The 19327-nt window shown below is 61.3% G+C and carries 19 protein-coding genes; 18 read left to right on the top strand and 1 reads right to left on the bottom strand.

Going from position 1 to position 19327, the window contains the following annotated elements:
• Window positions 1–4 precede the first annotated feature (4 nt).
• The 6 genes from ACR0AZ_RS11950 (at window position 5) to ACR0AZ_RS11925 (ending at window position 7258) form a co-directional block, all read left to right on the top strand.
• Window positions 5–1501, top strand: coding sequence for a UDP-N-acetylmuramoyl-L-alanyl-D-glutamate--2,6-diaminopimelate ligase (locus tag ACR0AZ_RS11950; protein ID WP_480667529.1), 1497 nt, complete (start codon window positions 5–7; stop codon window positions 1499–1501).
• Window positions 1498–2916, top strand: a complete 1419-nt coding sequence (locus ACR0AZ_RS11945) for a UDP-N-acetylmuramoyl-tripeptide--D-alanyl-D-alanine ligase (protein ID WP_480667528.1) — start codon at window positions 1498–1500, stop codon at window positions 2914–2916. Before ACR0AZ_RS11950 ends, ACR0AZ_RS11945 begins: the two co-directional genes overlap by 4 nt.
• Window positions 2916–3998 (top strand): phospho-N-acetylmuramoyl-pentapeptide-transferase, encoded by a 1083-nt coding sequence (gene mraY / locus ACR0AZ_RS11940; protein WP_480667527.1) that lies wholly within the window; start codon window positions 2916–2918, stop codon window positions 3996–3998. The genes ACR0AZ_RS11945 and mraY overlap by 1 nt, the downstream gene beginning before the upstream one ends.
• Before the next feature lie 100 nt (window positions 3999–4098).
• Window positions 4099–5298: a tetratricopeptide repeat protein gene (locus tag ACR0AZ_RS11935; RefSeq protein ID WP_480667526.1), complete on the top strand. Its 1200-nt coding sequence runs from the start codon at window positions 4099–4101 to the stop codon at window positions 5296–5298.
• Between the two features lie 79 nt (window positions 5299–5377).
• Window positions 5378–6772, top strand: a complete 1395-nt coding sequence (gene murD, locus ACR0AZ_RS11930; RefSeq protein ID WP_480667525.1) for a UDP-N-acetylmuramoyl-L-alanine--D-glutamate ligase — start codon at window positions 5378–5380, stop codon at window positions 6770–6772.
• A 111-nt stretch (window positions 6773–6883) separates the two neighbouring features.
• Window positions 6884–7258, top strand: coding sequence for a glycine zipper family protein (locus tag ACR0AZ_RS11925; protein ID WP_480470372.1), 375 nt, complete (start codon window positions 6884–6886; stop codon window positions 7256–7258).
• Here ACR0AZ_RS11925 and ACR0AZ_RS11920 read toward each other — a convergent pair.
• Window positions 7255–8433: a BaiN/RdsA family NAD(P)/FAD-dependent oxidoreductase gene (locus tag ACR0AZ_RS11920; RefSeq protein ID WP_480667524.1), complete on the bottom strand. Its 1179-nt coding sequence runs from the start codon at window positions 8431–8433 to the stop codon at window positions 7255–7257. The two genes, ACR0AZ_RS11925 and ACR0AZ_RS11920, sit on opposite strands and share 4 nt — an antisense overlap.
• A gap of 245 nt (window positions 8434–8678) precedes the next feature.
• On the opposite strand from ACR0AZ_RS11920, the gene ACR0AZ_RS11915 reads away from it, so the two are divergent.
• The 12 genes from ACR0AZ_RS11915 (at window position 8679) to ACR0AZ_RS11860 (ending at window position 19211) form a co-directional block, all read left to right on the top strand.
• The gene (locus ACR0AZ_RS11915) at window positions 8679–9728 is read left to right on the top strand and encodes a Hint domain-containing protein (protein WP_480470370.1); all 1050 of its coding nucleotides are present in this window, start codon (window positions 8679–8681) and stop codon (window positions 9726–9728) included.
• Window positions 9729–10022: 294 nt separating this feature from the next.
• Window positions 10023–11186: a putative lipid II flippase FtsW gene (ftsW, locus tag ACR0AZ_RS11910; protein ID WP_480470369.1), complete on the top strand. Its 1164-nt coding sequence runs from the start codon at window positions 10023–10025 to the stop codon at window positions 11184–11186.
• The gene (locus tag ACR0AZ_RS11905; RefSeq protein WP_480667523.1) at window positions 11186–12283 is read left to right on the top strand and encodes a UDP-N-acetylglucosamine--N-acetylmuramyl-(pentapeptide) pyrophosphoryl-undecaprenol N-acetylglucosamine transferase; all 1098 of its coding nucleotides are present in this window, start codon (window positions 11186–11188) and stop codon (window positions 12281–12283) included. The genes ftsW and ACR0AZ_RS11905 overlap by 1 nt, the downstream gene beginning before the upstream one ends.
• A complete protein-coding gene (gene murC, locus ACR0AZ_RS11900) occupies window positions 12280–13686 on the top strand; it encodes a UDP-N-acetylmuramate--L-alanine ligase (protein ID WP_480658288.1) in 1407 nt (468 codons plus the stop codon). The genes ACR0AZ_RS11905 and murC overlap by 4 nt, the downstream gene beginning before the upstream one ends.
• A 4-nt stretch (window positions 13687–13690) precedes the next feature.
• Window positions 13691–13939 carry a DUF2484 family protein gene (locus ACR0AZ_RS11895; RefSeq protein WP_480470366.1) on the top strand — a complete coding sequence of 83 codons (249 nt, stop codon included), beginning with the start codon at window positions 13691–13693 and terminating at the stop codon, window positions 13937–13939.
• Window positions 13936–14202, top strand: a complete 267-nt coding sequence (locus ACR0AZ_RS11890) for a DUF2484 family protein (protein WP_480667522.1) — start codon at window positions 13936–13938, stop codon at window positions 14200–14202. The genes ACR0AZ_RS11895 and ACR0AZ_RS11890 overlap by 4 nt, the downstream gene beginning before the upstream one ends.
• A 22-nt stretch (window positions 14203–14224) precedes the next feature.
• Window positions 14225–14518 carry a hypothetical protein gene (locus ACR0AZ_RS11885; RefSeq protein ID WP_480667521.1) on the top strand — a complete coding sequence of 98 codons (294 nt, stop codon included), beginning with the start codon at window positions 14225–14227 and terminating at the stop codon, window positions 14516–14518.
• Window positions 14515–15441, top strand: a complete 927-nt coding sequence (murB, locus tag ACR0AZ_RS11880) for a UDP-N-acetylmuramate dehydrogenase (RefSeq protein ID WP_480470363.1) — start codon at window positions 14515–14517, stop codon at window positions 15439–15441. Before ACR0AZ_RS11885 ends, murB begins: the two co-directional genes overlap by 4 nt.
• Window positions 15442–15549: 108 nt before the next feature.
• Window positions 15550–16467 (top strand): D-alanine--D-alanine ligase, encoded by a 918-nt coding sequence (locus tag ACR0AZ_RS11875; protein ID WP_480470362.1) that lies wholly within the window; start codon window positions 15550–15552, stop codon window positions 16465–16467.
• The gene (locus ACR0AZ_RS11870) at window positions 16455–17462 is read left to right on the top strand and encodes a cell division protein FtsQ/DivIB (protein WP_480470361.1); all 1008 of its coding nucleotides are present in this window, start codon (window positions 16455–16457) and stop codon (window positions 17460–17462) included. The genes ACR0AZ_RS11875 and ACR0AZ_RS11870 overlap by 13 nt, the downstream gene beginning before the upstream one ends.
• A gap of 8 nt (window positions 17463–17470) precedes the next feature.
• Window positions 17471–18805, top strand: coding sequence for a cell division protein FtsA (gene ftsA, locus ACR0AZ_RS11865; protein WP_480470360.1), 1335 nt, complete (start codon window positions 17471–17473; stop codon window positions 18803–18805).
• Window positions 18792–19211 carry a hypothetical protein gene (locus ACR0AZ_RS11860; RefSeq protein WP_480470359.1) on the top strand — a complete coding sequence of 140 codons (420 nt, stop codon included), beginning with the start codon at window positions 18792–18794 and terminating at the stop codon, window positions 19209–19211. Before ftsA ends, ACR0AZ_RS11860 begins: the two co-directional genes overlap by 14 nt.
• Window positions 19212–19327: the final 116 nt, after the last annotated feature.

The raw sequence follows: 19327 nt of genomic DNA, 5'->3' as shown, positions 1-19327 counted from the left end.
GGTCATGGGCAATCAGTCAAAGAAACTCAGCGAACTGGCCCTGACCGCACGGGGCGGGGCCAATCCCGACATCACCGGTCTGGCCGTCGACAGCCGTGAGGTCAAAGACGGTTTCCTCTTCGCAGCTCTTCCCGGCACCCGCATCCATGGCGGTGAATTCATCCAGTTTGCCCTACGCATGGGCGCTGCTGCCATTCTGACGGATGCTGAAGGGGCGGAGATCGCCGCCGAAGAACTGGCCGCATCCGACGCTGCCCTGATCGTGACCGAAGACCCCCGTCAGGCATTGGCAGGGGCCGCCGCCCTGTGGTTCGGCGCGCAGCCGAAAACCATTGTTGCTGTCACCGGCACCAATGGCAAAACCTCTGTCGCAACTTTTGTGCGGCAGATTTGGACAGAGCTTGGCTACAAAGCCATAAACATCGGCACCACGGGTGTCGAAGGGGCCTGGACAGCGCCATTGGCTCACACAACACCCGATCCGATCACATTACATCGGTGCCTGGCCCAAGCGGCTGAAAATGGAGTGACTCATGTGGCGATGGAAGCTTCGTCTCACGGGCTTGACCAACGTCGGTTGGACGGGGTGCGGATGAAGGCGGCGGCTTTCTCGAACCTATCGCGTGACCATCTGGATTATCACGAAACGTTCGAAGACTATTTTGAAGCAAAGGCGCGCCTCTTTTCAGAACTGCTCCCTGCGAATGCAGCAGCCGTGATCAACACAGATGATCCTCTAGGGCCAACATTGGTTGAAAGGGCTGAAGAACGTGGCAATACCGTCTACACCGTCGGTGACGGCGATACGGATTTTGGCATCCGAGATCTCGATCAATTTAGCGACACCGGGCAGAAACTACGCTTTTCCTACAAAGCGCCAACCGAGATACGAACTTATGTTAGGTCTATCAATCTGATTGGCGATTTTCAGGCGCACAATGTGATGCTGGCTTGTGGTCTCGTGATTGCATGCGGCGAAGATCACAACCGCGTTTTCGATACTTTGCCGCACCTGATATCGGTGCGCGGTCGGATGCAATTGGTGGCGACTCGTGAAAATGGCGCCACGGTATTTGTGGATTATGCGCATACACCAGAGGCCATTGCTACCGCTTTGAAGGCGCTGCGCCGGCATGTCTTGGGAAGGATAATTGCGATTGTTGGCGCCGGAGGGGATCGTGACAAAGGTAAACGGGCATTGATGGGGCGCGAGGCCGCAAAATTTGCTGACGCCGTCATTGTAACAGACGACAATCCCCGCAGCGAAGACCCTGCAGCCATACGCGCCGACGTGTTGTTGGGTGCGAAAGGTGCCACCGAAGTGGGCGACCGGGCCGAAGCCATTCTGCGCGGCGTTGACGCTCTGCAGCCCGGGGATGCGCTGCTGATCGCGGGCAAGGGCCATGAAACTGGCCAGATTGTCGGCGATCAGATCCTGCCCTTCGATGACGCAGAGCAGGCAAGCATCTCGGTAGCCGCTCTGGACGGGAGGGTCGCATGACGCTCTGGACCGCAGCCGAGGCCGCCGAAGCCACCAAGGGCCGCGCCACCACCGATTGGCAGGTGAACGGCGTCTCGATTGACACCCGCACCCTGCAACCCGGAGACCTGTTTGTCGCGCTCAAAGCTGCCCGTGACGGCCATGATTTCGTCGCACAGGCGCTGGAAAAAGGCGCAGGCGCGGCGCTTGTGTCGCATATCCCCGAAGGCGTGCCCGAGGATGCGCCGCTGTTGATCGTCGATGACGTACAGACGGGTCTTGAGGCGCTGGGGCAGGCGGCCCGTGCCCGAACCAAGGCGCGCGTGGTGGGGGTGACCGGCAGCGTCGGCAAGACCTCGACCAAGGAAATGCTGGCCAGCATTCTGGAAACGCAAGGAAAAACCCATGCCAGCGTCGCCAGCTACAACAACCATTGGGGTGTGCCGCTGACGCTGGCACGGATGCCGCGCGACACCGAATTCGCCGTTATCGAGATCGGTATGAACCATCCGGGCGAAATCGCCCCTCTGGCCCAGCAGGCGCAGCCGCATGTGGGGCTGGTGACCACCGTGGCCGCCGTCCATCTGGAAGCCTTCGACTCGGTTGCGGGCATCGCCCATGAGAAGGCCGCGATCTTCGACGGGCTGACCGAGGGCGGCACCGCCATCGTCAATGCCGATATCGAACACGCGGGCATTCTGCGCGACTGCGCCGCTGCGCAAGGTGTGAAGATTGTCGAATTCGGCCACAAGGCGCGGGATTATGTCCTGACCAACGTGCTCCAGGGCCCCGACTCAGTGCAGGGGCACGGACTTGTTGGCGGCGCCGACATCACCTTCGATGTCCAATCCGCGGGAACCCACTTTGCCATGAACGCGCTGGGCGCTCTGGCCGCTTGCGTCGAACTGGGCGTCGATCTGGATCAGGCGATTGCGGGCCTGCGCGGGTGGTCGCCGGTCAAAGGGCGCGGTGTGCGCGAACTCATAAGGCTGCAATACGGCGGCACGATCAAACTGCTGGACGAAAGCTACAACGCCAACCCCACCTCGATGGAGGCCGCGCTGGACGTGTTGGGAGCCCTTCAGGGCGACCGCCGGATTGCCTTTCTGGGCGACATGAAAGAGCTGGGCGCTGAAGAACGCGCCATGCATGCCGCCATGGCCGAGGTGCCCGCGATGGCGCATGTCGATCAGGTGCACTGCATCGGCCCGCTGATGCAGGCGCTGCATCAGGCCCTGCCCGAGGGCAAGCGCGGGCTGTGGACGGAAACCAGCGATGAGATGGCCGCCCATCTGCCGGAACTGATCCGCAGCGGCGACGTAGTGATGGCCAAGGGGTCGCTCAGCATGGCTCTGGCGCGGATCGTTGACGGTCTGCGGCAAATGGGGCATGGCAGCGCGCCAGAGAGCCGCCGTTTTGTGAGAAAGGTTTTGTAATGTTGTACTGGTTAACCGCCCTGTCGGACGGAGGGGATTTCTGGAACCTCTTCCGCTATATCACGTTCCGGGCAGGCGGAGCCTTTCTGACCGCGCTGATCTTTGGCTTCCTGTTCGGCAAGCCCCTGATCAACGTGCTGCGCCGCAAGCAGGGCAAAGGCCAACCGATCCGCGACGACGGCCCCGAGGCGCATCTGTCCAAGGCCGGAACCCCCACCATGGGCGGGCTTCTGATCGTGGGTGCGCTGGTGACCTCGACCCTGATCTGGGCGCGCTGGGACAACCCATATGTCTGGATGGTGCTGTTCGTAACGCTGGCCTATGCGACCATCGGTTTTGCCGACGACTATGCCAAGGTGTCGAAGCAGAACACCAAGGGTGTCTCCAGCAAGATGCGGCTGGCGCTGGGGATTATCATTGCTGTGCTGGCCTCGCTCTGGGCTTCGCTGCATCACCCCGCCGATTTGCAGAACCAGCTGGCGCTGCCGGTGTTCAAGGATACTCTGATCAATCTGGGCCTGTTGTACATCCCGTTCGCGGTGATCGTGATCGTGGGGGCCGCCAATGCGGTGAACCTGACAGACGGTCTGGACGGCCTGGCCATCATGCCCGCGATGATCGCCGCCTCGACCCTCGGCGTGATCGCCTATGCAGTGGGGCGGGTCGACTTCACCGAATATCTCGATGTGCATTATGTGCCCGGTACGGGTGAGATCTTCATCTTCACCTCAGCGCTTTTCGGCGCGGGGCTTGGGTTTCTGTGGTACAACGCCCCTCCGGCGGCGGTGTTCATGGGCGACACCGGATCTCTGGCCCTGGGCGGCGCACTGGGCGCAATTGCCGTGGCCACCAAGCACGAGCTGGTGCTGGCCATCGTAGGCGGGCTGTTCGTGGTCGAGGCGCTGAGCGTGATCATCCAGGTGCTTTACTTCAAACGCACCGGCAAGCGCGTGTTCTTGATGGCCCCGATCCATCATCACTATGAGAAAAAAGGCTGGGCCGAACCCACCATCGTGATCCGCTTCTGGATCATCTCGCTGATCCTGGCGATGATCGGTCTGGCGACGCTGAAAGTGCGGTAACGAGCGGTTCTTTCTATATTTCTTGCGGGATTGCAAAAAAATCCAACCTTCCAAATGAGCCGCCGTTAGCTAAGGTGGCGCAAATGGAAGGTATTTGGATATGTGGGAACAGGCTCAATTTTGGGTTTCAGTTGTCAGCGCAACTGCTGCGGTTATTGCAGCTTTGGCCGCTGTTGGATTTCTTCGCAAAGAAAAGATCGTCAAGGGCGAGCTTTATACCACACAACAAGAGCGTGATGATCTGAGAAAGCGTCTTGCTCAGGCTGATGCTAGATTGATGTTTGTCGACCCCGAACGATTTCTGGATCAGGCCGATGAACTTGCTGCATCAGGGAAATACGCAGAATTGGATACGCTTGCGACGCGGTTCACAGAACGACAGTCCGAAGCTTTTGGACGGGCCGCTGAAATCCTCACTGAACAGCGCATCTTGGATAGTGAATCGGATCCGCTCGCGATTGAGGACGCGCGGCGGTTTGCGCAAATTGGTCTGGCGGCTGATCCACAGAATAAACGTCTGGCGGAAATGCAGGACCTTGCAACCACCAGAGCGCAAGACATTGCCCGGGGCGATCCTATCGAGGCACTGAACTGGGAGGGGATGTCGGATGTCGAGCTAAATTCCCTTTCCTTGGCTTTGGAAAAGGATGGACACTATGTTCTTGCAGAAGTCGCCGCCAGAAGAAGTGTGCCGCTTGCGTTGTTGCGTACCGGAGAAATGTCGCAAAACTATTCGAGAGCGCTTGGTCATCACGCGAATTGCATCAGGGTTCTTGGGCAAAGTGAACTGGCTGAGCAGATGCATCGCGAGGCGCTGAGGATTGACAAGGAAACACTTGGCACGTCGCATCCAGGCTATGCGATGGAACTCAACAACCTCGCCTCTGCAATCAGGGAGCAAGGGCGATACGAAGAAGCCGAACGTTTGTATCGCGAGGCTTTGGAAATAATAGATGCGCAAAATGACAAAATACGGCCAATCCGCGCCACCTACCTTAGCAACCTCGCAGCAGTAATAGAATTGCAACAGCGTTTCGAGGAGGCTGAAAAGCTGTACCGCGAGGCTTTAGCGATTGATGAAGCTACTATAGGTATCGAGCATCCAGACTATGCGGGGCACCTCAACAATCTTGCCTTGCTGCTGAAAGAGCAGGGTAGGCATCAAGAGGCTAGCGATTTGTTTCAATCGGCGCTGAAGATACATCAAGATCAGATGAGGGAGGAGCACCCCACGACCATCATTATCCAGAACAACCTCGATGCGCTGACAGCAAAGCACGAACCCGAACCGGAGGCCTGAAGTGATTGTCTGGTCAATCCGGGCGTGATCCGTTAGCCATGAAATTCGACGAAACGGATTGGAAACTAAAGGGCGGCAGATGATCCCGGTCAAAGGATTTTCAGGACAGAAAGTTGCGGTTCTGGGACTGGGCCGGTCGGGTTTGACCACGGCGCGGGCGTTGCGGGCTGGCGGGGCCAAGCCGATTTGCTGGGATGACAACCCTGCCGCGCGTGAGGCCGCTGAGGGTGAAGGCTTTGCCTGCGCCGATCTGCGCCGTCACGGGGCGTTTGATGACATAGCCTCGCTGATCGTCTCACCGGGCATTCCGCATCTCTACCCCACGCCTAACCCGGTCGTGGCCGCTGCTTTGGACGCCGGTGTGCCGGTCGACAATGATATCGGCCTGTTCTTCCGCTCTTTTGCGGGGCCTGAATGGCATAACTATGACACCCCGCCTCGGGTGATCGCGGTGACGGGCTCGAACGGCAAATCGACGACTGCCGCTTTGATCCATCATATCCTGACAGAGGCCGGGCGCGACTCGCAGTTGGCGGGTAATATCGGGCGCGGTGTGCTGGATATCGATCCGGGCGGCGATGGATCGGTCGTGGTGCTGGAGCTTTCCAGCTATCAGACCGAATTGGCCCGCGCGCTGACCCCGGATGTGGCGGTGTTCACCAATCTTTCACCCGATCATCTGGATCGGCATGGGGGCATGGGCGGTTATTTTGCAGCCAAGCGTCGTCTCTTTGCCGAAGGTGGCCCGGACCGGGCCGTGATCGGGATAGATGAGGCCGAGGGCGCATTTCTCGCGGGCCAACTGGCCGAGGGGCCATCGGATGACCGGGTGATCCGCATCTCGGTTGCCCGCAAGCTGACCGGGCCAGGCTGGCAGGTCTTTGCCCGCAAAGGCTTCCTGTCGGAATACCGCAAAGGCCGCCAGGCCGGATCGATCGACCTGCGAGCGATCAAGGGCCTGCCCGGTGCGCATAATCACCAGAACGCCTGCGCCGCTTATGCCGCCTGCCGCTCTCTGGGCCTTGCCCCGCGCGTGATCGAGGACGCGCTGCACAGCTTCCCGGGCCTGCCGCACCGCAGTCAGATCATCGCTGAGGCGGGTGGGGTAACCTATGTGAACGACTCGAAAGCCACCAATGTGGACAGCGCCCTGAAAGCGCTGAGCGCGTTCAAGAAGATACGTTGGATCTGCGGCGGGCTTGAGAAGGAAGGCGGGCTTGAGGCGCTGAACGGGGCAGGGGATCAGGTGATCAAGGCCTATGTCATCGGGCGCGAGGCGGCGGGCTTTGCCATGCAACTGACCGCCGAGGCGCAGGTTTGCACCACCATGGCCGCTGCCGTCGAACAGGCCATGGCTGACGCGCAATCGGGTGAAGTGGTCCTGCTGGCCCCGGCCGCGGCCAGTTTTGACCAGTATGACAACTTTGAACAGCGCGGCGATGATTTCGTGGCTGAGGTCAAAAAACGCCTCTGAAAGCGGGGCATTTGCAATAGATTGCCGGTTCGGCGAAGCTGTGGCCTATCTGCTTGACGCGCCATGCGCATTGGTTTTTGCCTTCAGGAAATTCAACACGAGGTCATGAATATGCCAAATCGTAAACTTTTTCTGGTCGTTCCCGCTCTGCTGGCTGTAGCGGCCTGCACCAATACTGGCGCCAGCTATCAGCCGGTGATCGACGGTCCGGTGGGCCCGAACTACAACTCTGATCTGGCGCAGTGCCAGCAACTGGCCGCCTCGCAGCCCGGTGTTGACGGATCGACCGCAGGGAACGCGGCCATCGGCGCGGCAGGTGCTGCTGCCGTCACCGGCATCGTTCAGGACAGCAGCGACAATCTGGGTCGCGCAGCCGTTGCCGGTGCTCTGGTCGGGGCTGGTGCCGATGTGATCAACAAGAACCAGAACAAGGAAGTCATCGTGCGCAACTGCATGCGCGGACGTGGCTACAACGTTGTCGGCTAACGACCTGCGATGGCGCTTCCCGCGGCGTGGCCCGAGGACCACGCCCACTGGAAGTTGTAGCCACCCAGCCAGCCGGTGACATCCACCGCTTCACCAATCGCATAGAGGCCGGGGACATCCCTGGCCTCCATCGTTTTCGACGACAGGCCCTCGGTGTCGATCCCGCCCAGAGTCACCTCGGCCGTGCGATAGCCCTCGGTGCCTGACGGCGTAAGCCGCCAGTCGGACAGCGCAGCGATCAGATCGGACAGCGCCGCGTCGGACTGATCCGCAAGATTGCCCTTCATCGGTATATGATGCTTGAGATGGTCCACCAGCCGCGTGGGCAGGTGGCGCGCCAACTCGGTGGTCAGCGCTTTGCGCCCACCGGCCTGCCGCTGATCGCGCAGCAGATCGAACAGCGGCAGATCGGGGATCAGGTTAACCCTGACCTCCTCCCCCTCGTGCCAATAGGAAGACAGTTGCAGCACCGAAGGTCCGCTCAGCCCGCGATGGGTGAACAACAGAGCTTCGTCAAAGCTGGTGCGCGCATTGGACAGACGCGCGGCCAGAGAGACGCCGGACAGGTCCTTGAAACGCCCGTCCGAGAAGGTGAACGGCACCAGCGCCGCCCGCGTTTCGGTCACCTGCAGCCCGAATTGCTGCGCGATGTCATAGGCCAGCCCGGTCGCGCCCATCTTGGGGATCGACTTGCCGCCGGTGGCCAGCACCAGATTGCGGCAGGTCAGGGGGATGCGCTTGCCCTCGCGTTCGACGTCCAGGGCAAAGCCACTCTCGGTCTTGCGCAGATCGCGCAAACTGGTCTGAACCCAAAACGTGGCCCCGGCGCGCTCCATCTCGTCCAGCAGCATCTGAATGATCTGCTTCGACGACCCGTCGCAGAACAGCTGCCCCAGCGTTTTCTCATGCCATGCAATGCCATGGCGACCGACCAGATCGATGAAATCCCACTGCGTATACCGTGCCAGCGCGGATTTACTGAAATGCGGATTGTTCGACAGGAAATTGCTCGGCCCCGCATACATATTTGTGAAATTGCATCGCCCACCGCCTGAGATGCGGATCTTTTCACCCGGCGCTTTTGCATGATCAATCACCAGCACGCGCCCGCCGCAATGGACGGCGCACATCATGCCGGCAGCCCCGGCGCCAAGGATGATCGTGTCATAATTCATGCCTCCGCCCTTGGCCTGTAATCGGCGCGAAGGCAAGGGGCTGACGTGCTCAAGCCCCGGCGAATTCGGATCTCTGAACAGCCAGTGTTGGTTCGTGGTCGCCCGGAAGGATGTGCATCGGTCACAAGATCTGACGAATTGGTTAGACTCACTTGACCGGTGTGCAAGCTGTCTTTAGCAAAACCTTAGTGCTTTTGGTTAAGAAACAGAGCGCGTGTTTTTCAGTTCTGGTGGAGTTGCCCCCAATGCCGACAACAATCTTTGGTGCGTTTCGCACCGATTCCACGCTGTCTGCTGCAGATGTCACGTTCGACGCGACGGGCACGACCTTCCAGATTTCGAGCTACAGTCAGATCACGATCGAGGATGGGGCGGACGGGACCATTTTCGACGGCGACGACCAGAGCAACGAAACCCCCAACGATCCGACGCAAACCCTTGCGGGAAATGCCATCTATTGGGACTTCACGATTGAGGTGACGGACGGAACCAACACCTATGAGATCGGCGTCTTCGACTACGACATCAACGGTGATGGAAACTCCCTCACGATCAACGAAGAAGCAGGCTTTTTCCTGGCCTTTATCGGGGGCTCTGTTCCGCCTCTGAACACAACGCTCACGATCAATGGCGTTGTTGATAACGGCCCGAACATCGATGTCGATACGGTTGTGCCATGCTTTGTCACGGGCACCCGGATCGAAACCCCGGATGGGCCTCGCGCGATCGAAACGCTCAAGGCCGGGGATGCGGTGCTGACCCTTGACCATGGCCCACAGATCATTCGCTGGATCGGTTCACGCGATCTGGATCGCGTTGATTTAGCAGCCAAACCCAAGCTGCGCCCGATCCGGATTGCCAAAGGTGCGCTGGGCGAGGGCCTGCCAGCACGCGACCTGCGTGTATCGCCGCAGCATCGCATGCTTGTGCGGTCTCCGATTGCGGTGCGCATGTTCGAGACGGGCGAAGTTCTGATCCCGGCAGGGAAGCTTCTGGATCTGCCAGGCGTATCTGTTGACGAAGACGCAACCTCGATCACTTATGTTCACATGCTGTTCGACCGGCACGAGGTGGTCTTCGCCGAAGGCGCCCCATCCGAGAGCCTGTTCACAGGACCCGAAGCCCTGAAAGGCGTCGGCAAAGACGCTCTGGCCGAAATCGAGGCGCTGTTCCCCGAGGTCGCGACTGGTGTTCATGCACCGCAACTTGCGCGTCTGACACCGGCGCGGGGCGGGCAGGTTCGCTCGCTGATCCGGCGTCATGTGAAGAACCGCAAACCGCTGCTGGCCGGGTAGAACATCCTGAACGTCACCTCATCGCCTTGCCGTGAAAGCACCGTGGCGCCCGCATTTCGCAACGAAAATGGGCCTTTATAAAGCGAAGTTAATCACCGCGTTTGGGTCGGTTTCGACGCTTCGACTGACATCTGCAATCTTCAGCCGGAAAGACGGTCGCCTGTGATTGAAACAGTGCCGCTCAGAAATCGCTCAAACGCCGTCATTCCACTGGCCTGAATGCAAAAATCGCTGTAGACTCTCAATCAGATCCCGAAAACGGGACGTGTACGAGGCAGATAGTGGCGGTATCTCATGACTGAGATGGTGTATGGCGCGGTCCAGGACCAGCGCGGCGAACCGATTCTTCCAAAGTGGTGGCGGACGATTGACCGCTGGACGATGTCCTGCGTTCTGATCCTGTTTGTCATCGGGCTTCTGCTGGGGCTGGCCTCATCGCCGCCGCTCGCGGGGCGCAATGGGTTCGATCCGTTCCACTATGTTGAACGTCAGGCGCTGTTTGGCGGGCTGGCACTGGTTGCGATGCTGCTGACCTCGATGATGTCGCCCACGCTGGTGCGACGTCTGGCGATCTTGGGCTTTCTGGCCTCCTTCGTAGCGCTGGCTTTCCTGCCGATTTTCGGCACCGATTTCGGCAAGGGCGCGGTGCGCTGGTATTCGCTGGGCTTTGCCTCGCTGCAGCCGTCAGAATTCCTCAAACCCGGTTTCGTCGTCGTCGCCGCATGGCTGCTGGCCGCCTCGCAAGAGATCAATGGCCCGCCGGGGCGGCTCTGGTCGTTTGCACTGTGTATGTCCATCGTCGCGATGCTGGTGATGCAGCCAGATTTCGGGCAGGCCTGTCTGATCCTCTTTGGCTGGGGCGTGATGTATTTCGTGGCCGGCGCACCGATGTTGCTGCTGCTGGGCATGGCCGGGGCGGTCGTGTTGGGCGGCATGTTCGCCTATTCCAATTCCGAACACTTCGCCCGCCGCATCGACGGGTTCCTCAATCAAGAGGTCGATCCGACCACCCAGCTGGGCTATGCCACCAACGCCATCCGCGAAGGCGGCTTGTTTGGTGTCGGTGTCGGTGAGGGGCAGGTGAAATGGTCTCTGCCCGATGCGCATACGGATTTCATCATCGCGGTTGCGGCCGAGGAATACGGCCTGATCCTCGTCCTGATCATCATCGCGCTTTATTCGCTGATCGTGGTGCGCTCGCTGCTGCGGTTGATGCGCGAACGCGACATGTTCATCCGTTTGGCTGGCACCGGTCTGGCCTGCATGTTCGGCGTTCAGGCGATGATCAATATGGGCGTCGCCGTGCGCCTGCTGCCCGCCAAGGGCATGACGCTGCCCTTCGTCAGCTATGGCGGCTCGTCGCTGATCGCGGGCGGAATTGCGGTTGGCATGTTGCTGGCCTTCACCCGAACCCGCCCACAAGGCGAACTCGGTGACATTCTGCGCGGACGAGGCTGATGGGCAAACCTTACCTTCTGATTGCGGCGGGCGGCACCGGGGGGCACATGTTCCCCGCGCAGGCGTTGGCCGAGGCGATGCTGCTCAAGGGTTGGCGCGTGCGCCTGTCCACCGATCCCCGTGGCGCACGCTATACCGGCGCGTTTCCCAAAGGCGTCGAAATCGTCGAGGCCTCCTCCGCCACTTTCGCCCGTGGCGGTCTGGCCGCCAAGGTGATGGTCGGGCCGAAGATTGCCGCGGGCGTGACCGGCATGGCGGCAGGGATGATGCGTGATAAGCCGGACGTGGTGGTGGGCTTTGGCGGCTATCCGTCGATCCCGGCGCTGGGCGCGGCGACACTGCTGAAAATCCCCCGCATGATCCACGAACAGAACGGAGTGCTGGGACGCGTGAACCAGCTCTTTGCCACCCGCGTGGCACAGGTGGCCTGCGGCGTCTGGCCCACAGACCTGCCCGACGGGGCGCAAGGTCTCCACACTGGCAACCCGGTACGCGCCGCTGTGCTGGAGCGCGCCGCTGCCCCCTATATCCCACCGGGCGATTATCCGATGTCGGTGCTGGTCATGGGCGGCTCGCAAGGCGCACGCATCCTCAGCGACGTGGTGCCCGACGCGATTGCGGCGCTGCCAGAGTATCTGCGCGGTTTCATCCGTGTATCGCACCAGGCGCGCGCAGAAGATCAGGCGCGTGTGGCCGCGTTCTATGCCGAACACGGCATCCTTGCCGATGTGCAGCCCTTCTTCGAAGACGTCCCCCGGCGAATGTCCGAGGCGCAGTTGGTCATCTCGCGCTCGGGCGCGTCCAGCGTTGCCGATATCTCGGTGATCGGGCGACCTTCGATCCTGATCCCCTTCGCCGCAGCCGCCGGAGATCACCAGACCGCCAATGCGCGCGGGCTGGTTCAGGCGGGCGGGGCGATCATGATCCCCGAAAACGCCCTTGACGTTGCCGCGCTGACACAGCAAATGACCACGGTTTTCACCAACCCCGAAGCCGCACAGCAAATGGCCCATGCCGCGCTATCGGTTGGGGCTCCGGACGCGACCGAGCGTCTGGTCGCCCTTGTCGAACAACTGGCGCAGAAGGAGACCTCATGAATCCAGCAACCAAACTGCCGCAGGACGTTGGGCCGATCCACTTTGTGGGCATCGGCGGGATCGGGATGTCGGGCATTGCCGAGGTGCTTCTGAACCTTGGCTACCGGGTGCAGGGGTCGGATCTCAAGGCGTCGAAAATCACCGATCGTCTGGCCTCGCTGGGGGCCGAAATCTTTGTCGGCCAGCGCGCCGAAAACCTGCAGAACGCCGCCGTGGTCGTGGTCTCGACCGCGATCAAGCCGGGCAATCCGGAACTGGACGAGGCGCGCGCTCAGGGCCTTCCGGTCGTGCGTCGCGCCGACATGCTGGCCGAACTGATGCGGCTGCGCTCGAACATCGCCATCGCCGGAACCCACGGCAAGACCACCACGACCACGATGATGGCCGAGCTTATGGTCGCCGGAGATTTCGACCCCACCGTCATCAATGGCGGCATCATCCACGCCTATGGCTCGAACGCGCGGATGGGGCAGGGTGAATGGATGGTGGTTGAGGCCGACGAATCTGATGGCTCGTTCAATCGCCTGCCTGCAACCATCGCCATCGTCACCAATATCGACCCCGAGCATATGGAGCATTGGGGCGATTTCGACCAACTGCGCGACGGTTTCCACGAGTTCGTCTCAAACCTGCCCTTCTACGGTCTGGCCGTCTGCTGCACGGATCATGCCGAGGTGCAGGCTCTGGTCGGGCGCATCACTGACCGCCGTGTGCGCACCTATGGCTTCAACGCGCAGGCCGATGTGCGGGCCGAGAACCTGACCTACAAAGGCGGCGTCGCCCATTTCGACATCCACCTGCAATACGAAGACAAGGTGATCGAGGGCTGTACCCTGCCGATGCCGGGGGACCACAACGTCTCGAACGCCCTGTCCGCCGTGGCCGTGGCCCGCCATCTGGGCATGAAGGCCAGCGAAATTCGCGAGGCACTGGCCAATTTCGGCGGCGTCAACCGCCGCTTTACCAAGGTCGGGGAAATCAACGGTGTCACCATCATCGACGATTACGGCCACCACCCGGTCGAGATTGCAGCCGTTCTCAAGGCTGCACGTCAGGCCACCGAGGGCCGCGTCATCGCCGTCCACCAGCCGCACCGTTATTCGCGCCTCTCCAACCTGTTCGACGATTTCTGCACCTGCTTCAACGACGCCGATGTGGTCGCCATTGCCGAGGTCTTTGCCGCGGGCGAAGACCCGATTGAGGGCGCCAGCCGCGATGATCTGGTCGAAGGTCTGATCCGCCACGGCCACCGTCATGCGCGGGCCATACTGGATGAAAGTGACCTCGAACGCCTCGTGCGCGAACAGGCCCGTCCCGGCGATATGGTCGTCTGCCTCGGTGCGGGTACGATCAGTGCCTGGGCCAACGGGTTGCCCGACCGGTTGATCGCCAAAGCGAGCTGATACGGTGGCGTGGTCGCTCATAATCGCCTGCGGCTGGGTGCTCGCCTCGACCATCGTGGCGATGTTGCCCATGCGCCTGCAATTCCCGCCGGGCCTGGTGCTGTTTGTCAGCGCGCCCGCACTGATCCTGTGGCTGAGCTACGATTATGGCTGGTTCATCGGAGTGCTGGCCATTGCCGGCTTTGCCTCGATGTACCGCAACCCGATCCGCTATTACTGGCGCAAATGGACGGGCAGAGAGGTGTCTGAGTGAACTGGTCAATCACGCTTGCCGGTCTTTGGGGGCTGACCGCCAATATTCTGGCCATGCTGCCCAGCAAAGACAACCACTGGCGACGCGCCTATTTCCTGATCGCTGTGGGCGTTCCCATTTTGGGCTATGTCACCTATGAAAACGGCCCGTGGGTTGGGCTGCTTGTCCTTGCCGCAGGCATGTCCGTGCTGCGCTGGCCGGTGATTTATCTCACCCGTTGGACAAAGGCGAAAATGCAGGGCATGAAGGCGGCCAACAAGTAACCGACCGTTTCAGGAGGTCCCAATGGTCAACGTCGCCACCTTCGCCTATCTGCCACTCATCTGTCTCGTCTTCGGCACCCTTGCGGGCTTTGTCGCCGGGCGCTGGATCGGCACCAAAGGGTTGCTGTGGCTGATCGGGCTGACCTCGGCCGTGGCGTTGGCGCTGATCGTGATGCTTGCGGGCGTCGAAACCGGCGAAGAAGAACAAGCCTTTGGCCCCTTTGTCTGGCTGACGGGCGGTGTTCTGCCCTTCCTGTTCGCAGTGATCATGGGCGGTGTCGGAGGGCGCAGCCTGGCGGCAAGGGCAAACACATGATGAATCTGCCCGATGTTCGGGGCCGCCTGACTCAGGCCCGTCCATTGAATGACCTGACCTGGCTGCGCGTCGGCGGACCAGCCGACTATCTGTTCCAACCCGCAGATATCGAGGACCTGCATGCCTTTCTGCGCGATCTGCCCGCCGATGTGCCGGTCTTTCCGATGGGTGTCGGCTCGAACCTCATTGTCCGTGATGGCGGTCTGCGGGCCGTGGTGATCCGGCTCGGGCGCGGGTTCAACGGCATTTCGGTCGACGGCAACACTGTCACTGCAGGCGCTGCGGCGCTGGATGCGCATGTGGCGCGCAAAGCGGCAGATGCGGGTGTGGACCTGACTTTCCTGCGCACGATCCCCGGCTCTATCGGCGGGGCCGTGCGCATGAACGCGGGCTGTTACGGCAGCTACACCGCGGATGTGCTGCAAAAGGCCACCATCGTCACCCGGACCGGAGAGGTCATGGACCTTACCCCACAGGACCTGAATTTCCGCTACCGCCAGTCCGACCTGCCCGAAGGCGCGGTGCTGGTCTCGGCGACGTTCCAAGGCCCCTCGGGCGATCCTGCTGAGCTACACGCCCGCATGGCAGCGCAGCTGCAAAAGCGCGACGAAACCCAACCCACCAAGGATCGTAGCGCCGGATCGACCTTCCGCAATCCCGCCGGGTTCTCCTCGACCGGGCGCGCGGATGATGTGCATGACCTCAAGGCGTGGAAGGTGATCGACAACGCAGGCATGCGTGGCGCCATCAAAGGTGGCGCGCAGATGAGCCCCAAGCACTCGAATTTCCTGATCAACACCGGCACAGCCACCGCCGCTGACCTCGAAGGTCTGGGCGAAGAGGTGCGAAAAAAGGTTTACGAAACAAGCGGCATCACGCTAGAGTGGGAAATCATGCGGGTCGGTGATCCGCTGAATGAATAAAGCCCCAACCGTCAGACCAAAACAGGCAATTAACGGCGACGGATCAAAGGCATAAACGCAGTACGGACCACCACATAAGGTCCGGGGACATTGAGGCGCACATTGGGTATGTCGAGCAGGACAAACCCCAAAGTGGCGGTATTGATGGGTGGCCCCTCGGCGGAACGCGAGGTGTCTCTCAGCTCTGGGCGCGAATGCGCAGCCGCCCTTGTGGGAGAAGGCTTTGAAGTGGTCGAACTGGACGCAGGTCCCGACCTCTACGCGCGCCTTTCAGAGATCAAGCCGGATGTGGTTTTCAACGCCCTGCATGGCCGCTGGGGCGAGGATGGCTGTGTGCAGGGCCTGCTGGAATGGATGCGCATTCCCTATACGCATTCCGGCGTGCTGGCCTCGGCCCTTGCGATGGACAAGCAGCGCAGCAAAGAGGTCTACGCCGCCGAGGGCCTGCCCGTCGTGCCCAGCGTGATCGTGCCCAAGGTCGAGGTGATCGAGGTCCATGTGATGGAACCTCCCTACGTAGCCAAGCCCAACAACGAGGGCTCCAGCGTCGGCATCTATATCGTGCATGAAAACGCCAACGGCCCGCCTCAGCTGGACGAGGCGATGCCCGATCAGGTGATGGTCGAGAAATATGTCGCAGGCCGGGAACTGACCGTGACCGTGATGGGCGACCGCGCGCTGACAGTGACCGAGATCATGACTGATGGCGGCTGGTACGATTATGACGCCAAGTACAAGCCCGGCGGATCGTGGCATGTGCTGCCCGCCGACATCCCGCAGGACATCTTTGATCGCTGCATGGACTATGCGGTGAAGGCGCATAAAGCGCTGGGATGTCGCGGCGTGTCACGGACCGACTATCGCTGGGATGACAGCATGGGGGTCGACGGGTTGTTCCTGCTCGAAACCAACACCCAGCCCGGTATGACGCCGACCTCGCTGGTGCCTGAACAGGCCGAGTATTGCGGCATGACGTTCGGCCAGCTCTGCGCCTGGATGGTGGAGGACGCCTCATGCGACCGCTGATCGCCACCCGCGCGCCGGTGATCCACCGGACCAAACCGCTGGCCGGGCCGGATGCCGACTTTAATACCGCACCAAGGCCCGAACCCAAGGCGGAGCCCAGGCTGCGCCTGCGTGGAATGCGTCTGTTTGGCCGGTCGGGCCGGTTTGTTGATCCGGCCCCGTCAAAGCTCAGCTACCGGCTGCAGCGCTGGATGCTGACGCCCGGGATTCGCCGGGGCCTGAAGATCGGCCTGCCAATTCTGGCCGTCGTGACAGCCATTGGTCTGTATTTCGCCTCGGAAGATCGCCGCATGGCGCTCGAGACGTATATTGCTGACATCAAGACCTCGATCCAGGAACGCCCCGAATTCATGGTCAACCTGATGGCCATCGATGGGGCAGGGACCACATTGTCCGAGGATATCCGCGAGGTCGTGCCGCTCGACTTTCCGCTCAGCTCCTGGGATCTGGATGTCGAACAGATCCGCGACACGATCACCGGGCTGGACCCGGTGAAATCGGCCACCGTACGCATTCGCCCCGGCGGAATCCTGCAGGTCAACGTGATCGAACGTCAGCCGGTGATCGTCTGGCGCACCCGTGACGGGATCGAGCTATTGGATGAGACCGGTGCCCATGTGGACATGATCGCAGCGCGCGCCGATCACGCGAACCTTCCGCTGATCGCAGGGAAGGGCGCGGATAAACACGTACCGGAAGCGCTGCAAATCCTCTCTACCGCCCGCAGTTTGGGCGAGCGGGTCCGCGGCCTTGTCCGCGTTGGCGAGCGGCGCTGGGATCTGGTGTTGGATCGCAAGCAGCGCATCATGCTGCCGACCGAACGCCCTGCGCGCGCCTTGGAACGCGTGCTGGCGGTGAACGAAGTGCAGGACCTTCTGGAACGTGATGTGGCCGTGGTCGATATGCGCCTCGGTCAGCGGCCAACCATCCGAATGAACGAAACAGCCAGCGCAGACTGGTGGAACACAAAAGTAGATGTGAGTAGCGGGCAGTAACGACCATGATGACCGATCTTTATCAGTCCCAACGCGCCATGCGGCAGATGCGCCGCCAAGCGATGCAACGCGGCGTCGTCGCCATTCTGGATGTGGGCAGCTCCAAAATCGCCTGCCTCGTCCTGCGTTTCGACGGGACCGGGCGGCTGTCCGAGGATAACTCGATCGGCTCCATGGCCGGTCAGACCGGGTTCCGCGTCATCGGTGCTGCGACCACACGCTCGCGCGGGGTGCAATTCGGTGAAGTCACCGCGATGCAGGAAACCGAGCGCGCCATCCGCACCGCGTTGCAGGCGGCGCAGAAGATGGCCGATATCCGCGTCGATCACGTTATCGCGTCGTTTTCGGGGGCCAATCCGCGCTCTTACGGGCTAGACGCGCAGGTTGATCTGGAAGGCCAACTGGTCACCGAAGCCGAGGTCGGTCGTGTCCTGAACGCCTGCGACGTGCCCGATTACGGCGAAGGGCGCGAGGTGCTGCATGCCCAACCGGTGAATTTCGCGCTCGACAACCGCTCGGGCCTGATCGACCCGCGCGGTCAGCTGGGGCAGAGCCTCGCTGTGGATATGCACATGCTTACCGTCGACGCGGTGGCAATCCAGAACATCGTGCGCTGTATCAAGCGCTGCGATCTGGAATTGGCCGGGATTGCGAACTCGGCCTATGTCTCGGGCATCTCTGCGCTTGTTGAGGACGAGCAAGAACTGGGCGCAGCCTGCATCGACATGGGCGGCGGCACCACCAGCGTGTCGATCTTCATGAAGAAACACATGATCTATGCCGATTGCGTCCGCATGGGCGGCGATCACGTGACCAGCGACATCTCGATGGGCCTCGGCGTGCCTGCTGCGGTGGCCGAACGGATCAAGACCTTCAACGGCGGTGTCCACGCAACCGGGGCCGATGACCGCGACCTGATCGATATCGGCGGAGATACTGGCGACTGGGAACATGACCGCCGCACCGTCAGCCGCGCCGAGCTGATCGGCATCATGCGCCCCCGCGTCGAAGAAATCCTCGAAGAGGTCCGCACCCGTCTGGACGCCGCAGGTTTTGACCACCTGCCCAGCCAACAGATCGTTCTGACTGGCGGGGGCAGCCAGATCATGGGGCTCGACGGGCTGGCCAGCCGCATTCTGGGTCAACGTGTTCGTTTGGGTCGCCCGCTGCGCGTGCATGGCCTGCCGCAATCGGCAACCGGGCCTGGGTTCTCGTCAGCGGTGGGCCTCAGCCTGTTTGCGGCGCACCCGCAGGACGAATGGTGGGATTTCGAAATCCCTGTCGACACCTACGCCGCACGCCCCTTCAAACGCGCCGTGCGCTGGTTCCGTGACAATTGGTAAACGTCTGCGCCGGGCAACCCTCAGCGCGGCCTTCTTGCCCGCTGCGGCTGCGGCCCAGACCCTGATCTCGCCCGAGGCGTTTCTGAACGCCGTCGTCGGCAAGACAATCACTTTCCACGAAATCCGCAGCGGCATGCTGGTCGGGGCCGAGGAATTCCTCAGCCCGACTCTCTCAGTCTGGCGGATGGAGGGGCGGGGTTGCGTCTATGGTCAGATCACCACGCCGAACGGCCAGATCTGCTTTCTCTATGACGATGCGCCCGACGGCCTGCCGGTCTGCTGGTGGCCCTTTTTGCATGACGACCGGCTGATGGTCCGTCTGGCGCGCTTCGTTGGCAGTGAAACCCAAGAGGTCCGCAGCATTTCCGAGGACAGCCTGAACTGCCCAAGTGTCCCGATAAGCTAAAGAAATCGGTTGCGGCGACCGCCAATTTCCCGCAAAATACTATCTAAGGCCCGATAGAGGCCCAGCGGTAGGACATTGAGCAGTTTTCCGCGATTAAAACGAGTGATCAATGAGTT

The organism is Ruegeria sp. BE3, from assembly GCF_056538865.1.
The sequence above is the reverse complement of the archived record's forward strand: the minus strand, read 5'-3'. Positions and strand labels throughout refer to the sequence as shown.

What these genes read in the sequence shown, in the direction of transcription:
- ACR0AZ_RS11950 (WP_480667529.1), top strand. Translation starts at nt 5, where the DNA reads ATGGGCAATCAGTCAAAGAAACTCAGCGAACTGGCCCTGACCGCACGG.
- ACR0AZ_RS11945 (WP_480667528.1), top strand. Translation starts at nt 1,498, where the DNA reads ATGACGCTCTGGACCGCAGCCGAGGCCGCCGAAGCCACCAAGGGCCGC.
- mraY (WP_480667527.1), top strand. Translation starts at nt 2,916, where the DNA reads ATGTTGTACTGGTTAACCGCCCTGTCGGACGGAGGGGATTTCTGGAAC.
- ACR0AZ_RS11935 (WP_480667526.1), top strand. Translation starts at nt 4,099, where the DNA reads ATGTGGGAACAGGCTCAATTTTGGGTTTCAGTTGTCAGCGCAACTGCT.
- murD (WP_480667525.1), top strand. Translation starts at nt 5,378, where the DNA reads ATGATCCCGGTCAAAGGATTTTCAGGACAGAAAGTTGCGGTTCTGGGA.
- ACR0AZ_RS11925 (WP_480470372.1), top strand. Translation starts at nt 6,884, where the DNA reads ATGCCAAATCGTAAACTTTTTCTGGTCGTTCCCGCTCTGCTGGCTGTA.
- ACR0AZ_RS11920 (WP_480667524.1), bottom strand. Translation starts at nt 8,433, where the DNA reads ATGAATTATGACACGATCATCCTTGGCGCCGGGGCTGCCGGCATGATG.
- ACR0AZ_RS11915 (WP_480470370.1), top strand. Translation starts at nt 8,679, where the DNA reads ATGCCGACAACAATCTTTGGTGCGTTTCGCACCGATTCCACGCTGTCT.
- ftsW (WP_480470369.1), top strand. Translation starts at nt 10,023, where the DNA reads ATGACTGAGATGGTGTATGGCGCGGTCCAGGACCAGCGCGGCGAACCG.
- ACR0AZ_RS11905 (WP_480667523.1), top strand. Translation starts at nt 11,186, where the DNA reads ATGGGCAAACCTTACCTTCTGATTGCGGCGGGCGGCACCGGGGGGCAC.
- murC (WP_480658288.1), top strand. Translation starts at nt 12,280, where the DNA reads ATGAATCCAGCAACCAAACTGCCGCAGGACGTTGGGCCGATCCACTTT.
- ACR0AZ_RS11885 (WP_480667521.1), top strand. Translation starts at nt 14,225, where the DNA reads ATGGTCAACGTCGCCACCTTCGCCTATCTGCCACTCATCTGTCTCGTC.
- murB (WP_480470363.1), top strand. Translation starts at nt 14,515, where the DNA reads ATGATGAATCTGCCCGATGTTCGGGGCCGCCTGACTCAGGCCCGTCCA.
- ACR0AZ_RS11875 (WP_480470362.1), top strand. Translation starts at nt 15,550, where the DNA reads ATGTCGAGCAGGACAAACCCCAAAGTGGCGGTATTGATGGGTGGCCCC.
- ACR0AZ_RS11870 (WP_480470361.1), top strand. Translation starts at nt 16,455, where the DNA reads ATGCGACCGCTGATCGCCACCCGCGCGCCGGTGATCCACCGGACCAAA.
- ftsA (WP_480470360.1), top strand. Translation starts at nt 17,471, where the DNA reads ATGACCGATCTTTATCAGTCCCAACGCGCCATGCGGCAGATGCGCCGC.